A 12976-nucleotide genomic window follows, 5' to 3' on the forward strand; every position below is an offset into this window, starting at 1 on the left:
CTAGCCGCTCGCGATTTCCATGCCGAACGCGATCAGATCGCCGTCCGGGCCGATCACGGTGAACTCGCGTTGGCCGTACGCCTGATCGAAGGGCGCACACACCGAGCCCGCCGGCAGCAGATCCAGCTTGGGCTTGAGCTGCGCGTACAGGCCGTCGACATCCTCGACGTCGACGTAGGAGGTGTAACGGCCTTCGCCGCGCGGCGGCAAGGGCCGGTCCTGGACCATCCGGAACGCCACGCCATCGCGCCAGACATAGGCGTAGCCGCCGCCGCTGAAGCCGAGCCGGAAGTCCAGGGTCCCGCAGAAGAACGCGATCGCCCCTTCGATGTCCGGCACGCGCAGGAAGGGGGTGACGCGATATAGCTGTGGCATGACGGTCTCCCGTGCTCGCGCGCAGCTTAGCGCCGAATCGGCGGCGCCGGCCGAGCGCCCCGCAGCGCCGCCACCGCCCCTGCAGGAGCGGCGCACGCCGCGAGCGCGACATTGGATCGTCGTCGTCGGCCCGCCTACCCACGTCGCCGGGGCAGCGACGCCCCGCGGGAATGTCGTTCGTCCATCGGACCGCGCCACCGCCTATGGCGCCGCAGCCGAGCGCCGACTCAGCGCCGGCCGCCCGCAAGCGTCCTCCCCCTGCTGCGCCGCGACACGGCGCTCACTCCCCCGACTGCTAGGATTCCCGGGCGTCACCACGACCCTGAGGAGGGGAACGCTATGGGCGGTATCGTTTATACGATCATCATCGGTGCGGTCATTGGTGTGCTGGCTCGTTTCTTCAAACCGGGCGCCGATCCGATGGGTTGGATCCTGACCATCCTGCTCGGCATCGCCGGCGCCTATGTCGGCAGCCTGCTGTACGCGGGCGGCGGCATGATCGGCTTCATCGTCTCGATCATCTGCGCCATCGTGCTGTTGTTCCTCTACGAGATCATCCGCAGCAAGACGGCCAAACGCTGATCCGGCTTCGGTCGTGCGAGAGGACGCCCCGGCTTAGGCTGGGGCGTTTGCGTTTGGGGGCGAGCGCCCAGATCCTCGACGCCCCTGCTCCCGCTTGCGGCGACCGCAGGCAGTGCAACGCCGAGCAGGTGCCCACGGGACTGATGAGGCGGCGGGATCAAGTGGGAGTGGCGCGGCGGCCCTCACCCCAACCCCTCTCCCGCAGACGGGAGAGGGGCCTAAGCGTGAAAGGCCGATGGCCGGCAAACGCTGCGCGTCAGCCCAAAGTGCAACGCCGAGTAGGTGTCCGCAGCGCGGATGAGGGCAACAGGATCAAGTGGGAGTGGCGCGGCCCTCACCCCAACCCCCCTCCCGCAGGCGGGAGAGGGGCTTAAGCGTGAAAGGCCGATGGCCGGCAAACGCTGCGCGTCAGCCCAACAAGCGATCGATCACCCGCTGCGCCAGGTCCTCGGCGTCCTGCTCCACCGTGTTCAACACCAGTTCCGGCGCTTCCGGCGCCTCGTAGGGCGAATCGATGCCGGTGAAGTTGGGGATCTTGCCCGCGCGCGCCTTGGCGTACAGGCCCTTGACGTCGCGTTCCTCGGCCACCGCCAGCGGCGTGTCGACGTAGACCTCGACGAACTCGTCCGGTCCGAACAGTTCGCGCGCCATGCGGCGTTCGGCGCGGAACGGCGAGATGAAGCTGACCAGCACGATCAGGCCGGCGTCGGTCATCAGGCGCGCGACTTCGGCGACGCGGCGGATGTTCTCGACGCGGTCCTCGTCGGTGAAGCCCAGGTCCTTGTTGAGGCCGTGGCGCACGTTGTCGCCGTCGAGGATGTAGGTGTGATGGCCGAGCGCGTGCAGGCGCTTCTCGACCAGATTGGCGATGGTCGATTTGCCCGAACCGGACAGGCCGGTGAACCACACGCAGCGCGGCGTCTGCGCCTTGCTGCGCGCGCGCGCGGCCTTGTCGACGTCGACGTGCTGCCAATGGATGTTGCCGGCGCGGCGCAGGGCGAAGTCGAGGGTGCCGGCGGCGACGGTGGCGTTGTCCTCGCGGTCGATCAGGATGAAACCGCCCAGCGCGCGATTGTCGGCATAGGGCTCGAACGCGACCGGCTGATCGAGGTTGAGATTGCAGTAGGCGACCTCGTTGAGCTCCAGATGTTTGGCGGCGAGCTGGGCCTGCGTGTTCACGTCGATCTTGTGCTTGATCTCGGTGACGGTGGCGCTGACCGTGCGCGCGCCGATCTTCAGCCAATACGGGCGCCCCGGCAGCAGCGGGCTCTCGCCCATCCACAGCAGGTGGGCGGCGAACTGGTCGGCGACCTGGGCCGGCGCATCCGCGGAGGCGATCACGTCGCCGCGACTGATGTCGAGCTCGTCGTCCAAGGTCAGCGTGACCGCCTGGCCGACGCCGGCGACCTCGAGATCGCCATCGGCGGTGACGATGCGCGCGACCCTGGAACGCCGGCCCGAGGGCAGCGCCGCGATCTCGTCGCCGGGCCGCACCGCGCCCGCGGCCACGGTGCCGGCGAAGCCGCGGAAGTTCTGGTTCGGGCGATTCACCCATTGCACCGGAAGACGGAAGCCGACCTCGACCTCGTCGCGGGCGACGTCCACGGTTTCCAGATGCTCGAGCACGCTGACGCCGTCGTACCAGGGCATGGCCGGGGAGCGCTGCAGCAGGTTGTCGCCGCGCAGCGCCGACAGCGGAATCGCGGTGACCTGGGCGATGCCGCGTTGCACCGCGAGTTCGCGGTACTCGGCGACGATGGCCTCGAACACGTCCTGGTCGTAGCCGACCAGGTCCATCTTGTTGACCGCCAGCAGCACGTGACGAATGCCGAGCAACGCGGCGATGTAGGTGTGGCGGCGGGTCTGGGTCAGCAGGCCCTTGCGTGCGTCCACCAGCACCACGGCGAGGTCGGCGGTGGACGCGCCGGTGGCCATGTTGCGGGTGTACTGCTCGTGGCCCGGGCAGTCGGCGACGATGAACTTGCGCCGCTCGGTGCCGAAATAGCGGTAGGCGACATCGATGGTGATGCCCTGCTCGCGCTCGGCGGCCAGGCCGTCGACCAGCAGGGCGTAGTCGATCTCGCCGTTCTGGGTGCCGTGGCGGCGGCTGTCGGCGTTGAGCGCGGCCAACTGGTCGTCGAACAGCAGGCGGGTGTCGTGCAGCAGGCGCCCGATCAGGGTGCTCTTGCCGTCGTCGACGCTGCCGCAGGTGATGAAGCGCAGCAGGCCCTTGGATTCGTGCAGGCGCAGGTAGGCGGCGATGTCTTCGGCGACGGCCATCAGAAATAGCCCTCCTGCTTCTTCTTCTCCATCGAGGCGGAGGGGTCGTGGTCGATCACCCGGCCCTGACGCTCGGACGTGGTCGCCACCAGCATCTCGGCGATGATCTGCTCCAGGGTCTCGGCCTCGGACTCGATCGCGCCGGTCAGCGGATAGCAGCCCAGGGTGCGAAAGCGCACCTTGCGCAGCTGCGGGGTTTCGCCCGCCCGCAGCGGCAGGCGCTCGTCGTCGACCAGGATCAGGGCGCCGTCGCGCTCCACCACCGGACGTTCGGCGGCGAAGTACAGCGACGGCACCGGGATCTTCTCGCGGTAGATGTAGAGCCAGACGTCCAGCTCGGTCCAGTTCGAGATCGGAAACACGCGCACGCTCTCGCCGCTGCGGATGCGGGTGTTGTAGAGATTCCACAGCTCGGGACGCTGGTTCTTGGGGTCCCAGCGGTGCTGTTCGTTGCGGAACGAGAAGATGCGCTCCTTGGCGCGCGACTTCTCCTCGTCGCGGCGCGCGCCGCCGATCGCGGCGTCGTGGCGCGCCGTGTCCAGGGCCTGCTTCAGGCCCTGGGTCTTCATCACGTCGGTGTGCACGCTGGCGCCGTGGCTGATCGGGCCGATCCCGCGCGCGAGGCCGTCGGGGTTGGTGTGCACGCGCAGGTCGACGCCGGTCTCGGCGGCGCGGCGGTCGCGGAAGGCGATCATTTCGCGGAACTTCCAGCCGGTGTCCACGTGCAGCAGCGGGATCGGCGGGCGCGCCGGATGGAAGGCCTTGAGCAGCAGGTGCAGCAGCACCGAGCTGTCCTTGCCCACCGAGTACAGCATCACCGGGTTACGGAATTCGGCGGCTACTTCCCGAAGAATATGGATGCTTTCGGCTTCGAGGCGGTCGAGGTGGCTCAGGTCCAAGGTCGGGCTCGTGGCTGCGGGGCGTGCGTGGGCGCCGCGCCGGGACCCGGCGCGACCGGGACTATCTGACCACAGAAGGGAATCGGGAGACATGCCAGCGGCGACGCACCTGCGAACGGGCCGCCATTAGGCCGCCCCGGCCGGCGCGCTCGGAAATGAGCGCAGGGCATGAACGCATAACGCAGCATCCTTTCCGCGCGTCTCGCGCGGGGCCTAGCCTGCAGGCTCCGAACCTCGCCGTTCCCTGCCCCGAGCCCGCCTTCCGCCATGCCCGCGCCCGCGCTACTTGCCACTCCGCTGACCGAGGACCGGCTGTCCGCGCTGCTGCGTCTGACCGACGACCTCGACCGCGACGGCCTGTGGTGGCTGTCCGGCTACGCCGCCGGACTGGCCGCACGCACCGCCGGCGGCGCCCTGGCGCCGGTCCCGCTGGCGCCCGAGGCGCGCAGCGGCGAACGCCTGACCGTGGTCTACGGCAGCCAGACCGGCAACGCCAAGCGTCTGGCCGAGCAGCTTGCGGCCCAGGCCGAGCAGGCCGGCCTGGCGGTGCGGCTGCTGCGCGCCGACGCTTACCCGACCCGCGAACTCAAGAACGAACGCCACCTCTACCTGGTGGTGAGCACCCAGGGCGACGGCGACCCGCCCGACGACGCCCGCGGCCTGGTCGAGTTCATCGCCGGCAAGCGCGCGCCCGAGCTCAAGCAGCTGCACTACGCCGTGCTGGGCCTGGGCGACTCCAGCTATCCGCAGTTCTGCGCGATCGGCGCCAAGCTCGACGAGCGCCTGGCCGAACTCGGTGCGACCCGCCTGCTCGCGCGCGGCGATGCCGACCTGGACTTCGAAACCGTGGCCACGCCCTGGCTGCAGCAGGCCCTGAGTGCGGCCAAGGACGCGCTCAAGCCGAGCGCGCCGCTGGCCACCGTCACCCCGCTGCGTCCGCTGCCGGCCGCGCCGGCCTACACCCGCGAATCCCCGTTCGCCGCCGAACTGCTGGTCAACCAGCGTCTGACCGTGGGCGGCAGCGACAAGGATGTGCGCCATATCGAACTGTCGCTGGAAGGCTCGGGCCTGAGCTACGCGCCCGGCGACGCGCTCGGCCTGTGGCCGCGCAACCCGCCGGCCCTGGTCGAGGCGGTGCTGCGGACCCTGGAGCTGGACGGCGGCGGCGAGGTCGAACACGGCGGCCAGCGCCTGCCGCTGCGCCAGTGGCTGGGCGAGAAGCGCGAGCTGACCAAGTTGGCGCGCCCGTTCGTGGCCAGCCACGCCGCCCACGCGCGCAGCGACGAACTCAACCGCCTGCTCGCGCCGGACAACGCGGCCGCGTTCACCCGCCTGCTCGCCGACACCCAGGTCATCGACCTGCTGCAGCGCTACGACGGCGCCTGGTCCGGCGAGGAGCTGGTGGCAGCGCTGCGCCCGCTCACGCCGCGCCTGTACTCGATCGCCTCCAGCCAGAAGCTGGTCGGCGACGAGGTCCACCTGACCGTGGCCCACGTCGAATACGCCAGCGCCGGCGGCACGCGCTGGGGCGCGGCCTCGCACCTGCTCGCGCGCAGCGAGGAAGGCGCGCGCCTGCCGGTGTTCGTCGAACACAACGAACGCTTCCGCCTGCCGCGCGACGGCGCCCGCGACGTGATCATGATCGGGCCCGGCACCGGCGTCGCGCCGTTCCGCGGCTTCGTCCAGGAACGCGCCGCCGACGGCGCCGGCGGCCGCAACTGGCTGCTGTTCGGCAACCCGCATTTCCGCAGCGACTTCCTCTACCAGACCGAATGGCAGGCGGCGCTGAAGTCGGGTCAGCTGCACCGCCTGGACCTGGCGTTCTCGCGCGACCAGGCCCACAAGATCTATGTGCAGGACCGCCTGCGTCAGGCCGGCCGCGATCTCTACGACTGGCTCGAAGGCGGCGCCCATCTGTACGTCTGCGGCGACGCCACCCGCATGGCGCGCGATGTGCACGCCGCCTTGCTGGCGGCGATCGCCGAACACGGCGGCAAGAGCGCCGAGGACGCCGAGGACTACCTCAACGCGCTGCAGCAGCAGGGCCGCTACGCCCGGGACGTGTACTGATGGCCGCGCTCGACCACAACGGGTTTGCCCCGGCGGATCGGATGCAGCGCGCGTATCGCCATGGACGCGCCGCAGAGCGCGCGATGGCGGTGACAGCGCGCGCTGCATTCGGCCTGCTCGCGGAGGCGCGGGCATGAGCGCGCATTCGGTCGAAGACATCAAGCGCTCCAGCGCGCGCCTGCGCGGCAGCCTGCTGGAGAGCCTGGCCGACCCGGTCACCGGCAGCCTGCGCGAGGACGATCAGACCCTGATCAAGTACCACGGCAGCTACCAGCAGGACGATCGCGACATCCGCGACGAGCGCCGCCTGGCCAAGCTGGAACCGGCCTACAGCTTCATGATCCGCACCCGCACCCCGGGCGGCGTGGTCACGCCGGCGCAGTGGCTGAAGCTGGATGCGATCGCGACCACCTACGCCGAGCGCGGCCTGCGCATCACCACCCGCCAGGCGTTCCAGTTCCACGGCGTGATCAAGACCGAACTCAAGCCGACCATGCAGGCGATCAACGCCACGCTGATCGACACCCTGGCCGCCTGCGGCGACGTCAACCGCAACGTCGCGGTGGCCGCCAACCCGCTGCGCTCGCACACGCATGCGGCGGTGTACGCGCAGGCCGCGGCGCTGTCCGAGCACCTGCTGCCCAACACCCGCGCCTACTACGAGATCTGGCTGGACGAAGAGCGCGTGGCCGGCAGCGGCGGCGAGGAAGAGCCGATCTACGGCAACGTCTACCTGCCGCGCAAGTTCAAGATCGGCTTCGCGGTGCCGCCCTACAACGACGTCGACGTGTTCGCCCAGGACCTGGGCTACATCGCCGTGCTCGACGAGGCCGGCGAACTGCTGGGCTACAACGTCAGCGTCGGCGGCGGCATGGGCGCGACCCATGGCGATCCCGAGACCTATCCGCGCCTGGGCAACGTGATCGGCTTCGTCGCGCCCGAGCAGGTGATCGCGGTCGGCGAGGCGGTGGTCACCGCGCAGCGCGACCACGGCAACCGCGCCGTGCGCAAGCGCGCGCGCCTGAAGTACACCATCGACGACCACGGGCTGGACTGGTTCCAAGCCGAAGTCGAACGCCGCGCCGGGTTCCATCTCCTCCCGGCGCGGCCGTTCGCCTTCGCCCACAACGGCGACCGCTTCGGCTGGGTCGAGGGCGAGGACGGACGCGCGCATCTGACCCTGCGCATTCCGGCCGGCCGCATCGTCGACGGCGAGTCCGCCGACGGCTCGCAGGTGCGTCACCTCAGCGGCCTGCGCGAGCTCGCGCAGTTGCTGAGCGCGCACGAAGACGGCGCGGGCGCGGAATTCCGCATGACCCCGAACCAGAACCTGACCGTGGCCGGGATCGCGCCGGCGCTGCGCGAGGGCGTCGACGCCCTGATCGCGCAATACGGGCTGGACGGTTACCGCGCCGCCAGCCCGCTGCGTCGCAACGCCCTGGCCTGCGTGGCCCTGCCGACCTGCGGCCTGGCCATGGCCGAGGCCGAACGCTATCTGCCGGAACTGATCGGCAAGGTCGAAGGCCTGCTGCAACGGCACGCCATCGCCGACGCGCCCATCCACCTGCGCATCAGCGGCTGCCCGAACGGCTGCTCGCGCCCCTACCTGGGCGAGATCGCCTTGGTCGGCAAGGCGCCCGGCCGCTACAACCTGATGCTGGGCGCCGATCACCGCGGCCAGCGTCTGAACACCCTGTACCGCGAAAACATCGCCGAACCCGAGATCCTGGCTGCGCTGGATCCGCTGTTCGCCGACTACGCCGCGCAGCGCCAGGCCGAGGAAGGCTTCGGCGACTACCTGCTGCGCAGCGGAACCGTCGCCATCCCGCCCCACGCCATCCGTCCGAGCATTCCGATCGCCGTCGTCGCCACCGAGGTCCGCGCATGAGCCCGCCCGATCCCATCACCGCCGCCGAATCGCCGCGTGCGCTGGCCGATCTCAACCGCTGGCTGGCACGACTGAGCGCGCCCGATCGCGTGGCCTGGGCGCTGGAGAACACCGCCGGCGAGCACGCGCTGTCGTCCAGCTTCGGCGCGCAGGCCGCGGTCTCGCTGCACATGGTCACCCGCCAGGCGCCGAAGATTCCGGTGATCCTGATCGACACCGGTTATCTGTTCCCGGAGACCTACCGCTTCGTCGACGAGATGAGCACGCGCCTGGACCTCAACCTCAAGGTCTACCGTCCGCAGATCGGCATCGCCTGGATGGAAGCGCGCATGGGCAAGATCTGGGAACAGGGCGTGGACGGGATCGAGCGTTACAACCGCCTGCGCAAGGTCGAGCCGATGCAGCGCGCCTTGAACGAACTCGGCGTGCGCACCTGGATCGCCGGCCTGCGCCGCAGCCAGTCCAGCACCCGCGCCAACCTCGATTTCCTGAGCCTGCGCGACGGCCGCTGGAAACTGCACCCGCTCGCCGACTGGAGCGACCGCGACGTCTGGCAGTACCTGCAGGCGCACGATCTGCCTTATCACCCGCTGTGGCACGACGGCTACGTGTCGATCGGCGACGTGCACACCACCAGCAAGCTCGAGGACGGCATGCGCGAGGAAGACACGCGCTTCTTCGGACTCAAGCGCGAGTGCGGGCTGCATTTCGACGACGAAGGCGCGGCCGAACAGGCGGCTTGAGGCGCGCTCGCGCAGAAGCCCCCCTGCCCCCTTTTTCAAAGAGGGGAACTCCGACGCAAGGAAGGGAGGAACTTAGATGGGAGAACACCGCAATTCCACGCTTGCATGCGCGCTGCCTCCCCCTTTGAAAAAGGGTGAGGGCGCGCGGTTTACGAACCGCAGGTTCGTGCGCGACTGAACGCCAGCGGGCTTGCCCGCTGGCCGGACGGATTGAGGGGGATTTGCTCTCCGCTCCATCCGTCCGACCGACGAACGAAGCCGATGCACAGCGCCTGCGACGGTCTCGCGAGCCAGCCCGAACGCTGCGCTCAGACCGCAGCCGTACGCATCAACTCTTCCCAACTGGGCGCACGCGGCCACTGCGCTTCGAGGTTACCCTCGAGCACGCGCCGCAGGTCGCGGCGGTCGATCTGCGGGGCCAGGCCGTGCAGCAGTTCCAGCGCGTAGTCGCGCAGCACGCGCGCGCGCGGGATCACCGCCCAGGTCACGCATTCGGGCAGCGCATCGGGCGCGGTCAGCGCCTTGAGATCTTCGTCGCGGCCGGTCACCGCCATTTCGGCGAGCACGCCCACGCCCAATCCGGCGCGCACATAGGTCTTGATCAGGTCGGCGTCGCGCGCGGTCATCGCCAGCTGCGGCTCGACCCCGCCGGCGGCGAAGGCGCGGCGCAGCGAGGATTCCGGACGCGTCGAGGACTCGTAGCTGATCAGCGGATGCGCGGCCAGTTCGGCCAGCGTGGGCGCGCGCTTGAGCGAGGCCAGCGCATGCGTGCGCGGCACCAGCACCACCCGGCGCCAGCGGAACAACGGCACCGCCAGCCCGCCTTCGGGCGCGGCGCCGGCGGTGCTGATCACCGCCAGGTCGGCGTTGCCGTGCGACAGATGCTCCAGCACCTCGCCGTCCGCGGTCGCCTGCAGGTGCACGCTGACCTGCGGGAAACCGCGCTTCACGTTCGCGATCACCGGCGGCAGCACGTAGCGCGCCTGGGTGTGGGTGGTGGCCAGGACCAGGCGGCCGGCGTGCTGGCCGCGCTCGTTGGCGGCGTAGGCGCGGATGTTGCCGGCCTCGTCGAGGATGCGGCGCGCATGCGCAAGCACGCGCTCGCCGGCCGGCGCGATCGCTTCCAGGCTGCGGCCCTTGCGCACGAACAACTGGAAGCCCAGTTCGTCCTCCAGCTGTTTGAGCTGCTTGGACAGACCGGGCTGAGTGGCGTGTACGCGCTCGGCGGCCAGGGTGATGTTGAGGCCGGAATCGGCGATCGCGACGAGGTAGCGCAGCTGGGTGAGGGTCATAACGGCGGAATCCGGAACAGGGAGACGAGAGGACGGCGGCAAGCGACGGCGCGGCAACACCCGGGCATCCGGCACGACATCGCGTCCACGTTTATCTCTCTATTCGGATAGAAGGATTTATAGCCTAAGCCGGCCCGCGGCCGCTGTCCAGTAGTGTCGGCCCGCCGGCGGCCCCGCGCTCATGCCGTTAGGGCATGGGCACAGGCGGGGGCGTCATTTCCCCCGCCGGGCCGGGGTTTGTAGGTTCGCCCCATCGTCTTCGGCCCGACAGCGCCCTTTCTTGAACATGAGCACCGGTCTTTTCCCCCTGTTCGCCGCCCTGCGCGGCCGCGCCGTTCTCGTGGTGGGCGGCGGCGCGGTCGCGCAGCGCAAGGTCGAGGCCTTGCTGGAGGCCGGGGCGCAGGTCCGGGTCGGCGCGCCCGCCCTGCAGGCCTCGCTGGTCCAACTGGCCGAACAGGGCCGCATCCGCCATCTGCCCGGCGAGTTCGCCGAGCACTGGCTGGACGAGGTCTGGCTGGCGATCGCGGCTACCGACGATGCGCAGGTCAATCGCGCGGTCGCCGCCGCCGGCGAAGCGCGCCGGGTCTGGGTCAACGTGGTCGACGACGCCGAGGCCTCGAGCTTCCACGTGCCTGCGCGCATCGAGCGCGGACCGCTGCAGATCGCGATTTCCAGCGGCGGCGGCGCACCCATGCTGGCGCGCCATCTGCGCGAACGCCTGGAAACCCAGCTCGATCCCTCGCTGGGCGAACTGGCCGAATTATTGGGGCGCGAACGCCTGCGCATCCGCGCGCACTATCCCGACCTGGGCGCGCGCCGGCGTTTCTTCGACCGTCTGCTCGACGGCCCGCTGCCGGCGCTGCTGCGCCAACGCCGCCATCGCGCCGCCGAACGCGCGTTTACCGAAGCCTTGGAAACGCGCGAACCGCGCACGCCGCGCGGCTCGGTGGTGCTGGTCGGCGCGGGCCCGGGCGATCCGGGCCTGCTGACCCTGCGCGGCCTGCGCGCGCTCAACGAAGCCGACGTGATCCTGCACGACCGTCTGGTCAGCGCCGAAGTGCTGCGGCTGGCGCGGCGCGACGCCGAGCGCATCGAAGTCGGCAAACAGGCCGGCGATCATCACACCACCCAGGACCGTATCCACGAACTGATGCTGGAGCATGCGCGCGCTGGCAAGCGCGTGGTCCGGCTCAAGGGCGGCGATCCCTTCGTGTTCGGGCGCGGCGGCGAGGAAATCGAAGTGCTGCGCGCGCACGGCATCGCCTTTGAGGTCGTGCCCGGCATCACCGCCGCGCTCGCCTGCGCGGCCTACGCCGGCGTGCCGCTCACCCATCGCGATCACGCCCAGGCGGTGCGCCTGGTGACCGCGCACTGCAAGGATTCCGACGACAGCCTGGACTGGGCCGCGTTGGCGCAGGAGCGCCAGACGCTGGCGGTGTACATGGGCGTGGCCGGCTTGGAGCGCATGCGCGATCGCCTGATCGCCCACGGCCGCGCGCCGAGCACGCCGTTCGCGCTGATCGAGAACGGATCGCGCGCGAACCAGCGCACCGTGGTCGGCACCCTGGCCGAGCTGCCCGAGGCCGCGCTCGCGCACGACGTACGTTCGCCGGCGCTGCTGATCCTGGGCGAAGTCGCGGGCCTGGCCGAACGCCTGCACTGGTACGGCGCCGCGCCGCTGCGCCACGCGCCGGTGCTGGCCGCCGCGGCCTGAGTCCGCCCCCTCTTTCTCGATTCCTGGAACCGCCATGGCCCTCTACGACAGCATCCTCGACACCATCGGCAACACGCCCATCGTCAAACTGCACCGGATCGCGCCGGCGCATGTCTCGCTGTACGCCAAGGTCGAATCCTTCAACCCGGGCGGCTCGGTCAAGGACCGCCTAGCCCTGGCAATCGTGCTCGACGCCGAACGCAGCGGCGCGCTCAAGCCCGGCCAGACCATCGTCGAGGCGACCTCCGGCAACACCGGCATCGCCCTGGCCATGGTCGCGGCCGCGCGCGGCTATCCCTTCGTGGCGGTGATGACCGAAACCTTCTCGGTCGAGCGCCGCAAACTGATGCGCGCCTACGGCGCCAAGGTGATCCTGACCCCGGCCGCCGAGCGCGGCAGCGGCATGGTGCGCAAGGCCGCCGAACTCGCCGCGCAACACGGCTGGTTCCTGGCCCGCCAGTTCGAGAACCCGGCCAACCCGGCCTACCACCGCAGCACCACCGGCCCGGAAATCCTGCGCGATTTCGCCGGCAAGCGCCTGGACTACTTCGTGACCGGCTGGGGCACCGGCGGCACGCTCAGCGGCGCCGGCCAGGTGCTCAAGCTCGCGCGTCCGGATCTGAAGATCATCGCCTCCGAACCCGCCGGCGCCTCGCTGCTGAGCGGCAAGGACTGGCAGCCGCACAAGATCCAAGGCTGGACCCCGGACTTCGTGCCGGCGGTGCTGGATCGCGGCGTGGCCGACGAGATTCGTCCGGTCGACGACGTGCTCGCGCGCGACACCGCGCGCCGCCTGGCCGCCGAGGAAGGCGTGTTCGTCGGCATCTCCGCCGGCGCCACCGTCGCCGCCGCGCTGCAGGTCGCCGAGCAGGCGCCCGCCGGCAGCGTGCTGCTGGCGATGCTGCCCGACACCGGCGAGCGCTACCTCTCGACCTTCCTGTTCGAAGGCGTGGCCGAAGGCTCCGACGACGAATGGCTGGCGGCGCTGGCGCAGGAAGACAGCGTGGCGGCCTGAGCCCCGCTGCCTGGGGGAGCGGCGTGAGCCGCGATCGCCCTGCGCGCGCGCCCCCCATACGCGCCCCGCGCCCAATCCGCGACCCGCCATTCACCGCGCGCACCGGGGCGTTTACCCT

11 protein-coding genes are annotated in these 12976 nt (G+C 70.3%); 7 read left to right on the forward strand and 4 right to left on the reverse strand.

Translation table 11 applies throughout. The features are described 5' to 3' along the window. The gene (locus tag BMZ45_RS02145) at positions 1 to 375 is read right to left on the reverse strand and encodes a VOC family protein (RefSeq protein ID WP_091631884.1); all 375 of its coding nucleotides are present in this window, start codon (positions 373 to 375) and stop codon (positions 1 to 3) included. Positions 376 to 714: 339 nt separating this feature from the next. Here BMZ45_RS02145 and BMZ45_RS02150 point away from each other — a divergent pair, with 339 nt between their 5' ends. Next, positions 715 to 957: a GlsB/YeaQ/YmgE family stress response membrane protein gene (locus BMZ45_RS02150; RefSeq protein WP_091631886.1), complete on the forward strand. Its 243-nt coding sequence runs from the start codon at positions 715 to 717 to the stop codon at positions 955 to 957. Between the two features lie 408 nt (positions 958 to 1365). On the opposite strand, the gene cysN is transcribed toward BMZ45_RS02150, so the two are convergent. Next, positions 1366 to 3237, reverse strand: a complete 1872-nt coding sequence (gene cysN / locus BMZ45_RS02155; RefSeq protein ID WP_091631889.1) for a sulfate adenylyltransferase subunit CysN — start codon at positions 3235 to 3237, stop codon at positions 1366 to 1368. Further along, positions 3237 to 4136: a sulfate adenylyltransferase subunit CysD gene (gene cysD / locus BMZ45_RS02160; RefSeq protein WP_254776507.1), complete on the reverse strand. Its 900-nt coding sequence runs from the start codon at positions 4134 to 4136 to the stop codon at positions 3237 to 3239. Before cysD ends, cysN begins: the two co-directional genes overlap by 1 nt. A gap of 267 nt (positions 4137 to 4403) precedes the next feature. On the opposite strand from cysD, the gene BMZ45_RS02165 reads away from it, so the two are divergent. From BMZ45_RS02165 to BMZ45_RS02175, 4 genes are read left to right on the forward strand one after another with little or no spacing between them, the layout of a single operon-like run. Further along, positions 4404 to 6206 (forward strand): assimilatory sulfite reductase (NADPH) flavoprotein subunit, encoded by a 1803-nt coding sequence (locus BMZ45_RS02165; protein WP_091631895.1) that lies wholly within the window; start codon positions 4404 to 4406, stop codon positions 6204 to 6206. After that, positions 6206 to 6343: a hypothetical protein gene (locus BMZ45_RS21495; RefSeq protein ID WP_157499692.1), complete on the forward strand. Its 138-nt coding sequence runs from the start codon at positions 6206 to 6208 to the stop codon at positions 6341 to 6343. Before BMZ45_RS02165 ends, BMZ45_RS21495 begins: the two co-directional genes overlap by 1 nt. Next, on the forward strand, positions 6340 to 8094 hold the full coding sequence (gene cysI, locus BMZ45_RS02170; RefSeq protein ID WP_091631898.1) for an assimilatory sulfite reductase (NADPH) hemoprotein subunit: 1755 nt from the start codon (positions 6340 to 6342) through the stop codon (positions 8092 to 8094). The genes BMZ45_RS21495 and cysI overlap by 4 nt, the downstream gene beginning before the upstream one ends. Then, positions 8091 to 8837: a phosphoadenylyl-sulfate reductase gene (locus BMZ45_RS02175; RefSeq protein WP_091631900.1), complete on the forward strand. Its 747-nt coding sequence runs from the start codon at positions 8091 to 8093 to the stop codon at positions 8835 to 8837. The genes cysI and BMZ45_RS02175 overlap by 4 nt, the downstream gene beginning before the upstream one ends. A 308-nt stretch (positions 8838 to 9145) precedes the next feature. Here the strand turns inward: BMZ45_RS02175 and BMZ45_RS02180 are convergent, their stop codons facing one another. After that, the gene (locus BMZ45_RS02180; protein ID WP_056182892.1) at positions 9146 to 10129 is read right to left on the reverse strand and encodes a LysR family transcriptional regulator; all 984 of its coding nucleotides are present in this window, start codon (positions 10127 to 10129) and stop codon (positions 9146 to 9148) included. 286 nt (positions 10130 to 10415) lie between these two features. Between BMZ45_RS02180 and cysG the strand changes: the two genes are divergently transcribed. Both cysG and cysK read left to right on the forward strand, forming a co-directional pair. Further along, entirely contained in the window at positions 10416 to 11843 is a 1428-nt protein-coding gene (cysG, locus tag BMZ45_RS02185) for a siroheme synthase CysG (RefSeq protein ID WP_091631903.1), read from the forward strand. A 34-nt stretch (positions 11844 to 11877) separates the two neighbouring features. After that, entirely contained in the window at positions 11878 to 12858 is a 981-nt protein-coding gene (gene cysK / locus BMZ45_RS02190; protein ID WP_091631905.1) for a cysteine synthase A, read from the forward strand. Positions 12859 to 12976: the final 118 nt, after the last annotated feature.

The organism is Lysobacter sp. cf310 (assembly GCF_900114355.1).
Classification (GTDB): Bacteria; Pseudomonadota; Gammaproteobacteria; order Xanthomonadales; family Xanthomonadaceae; genus Lysobacter.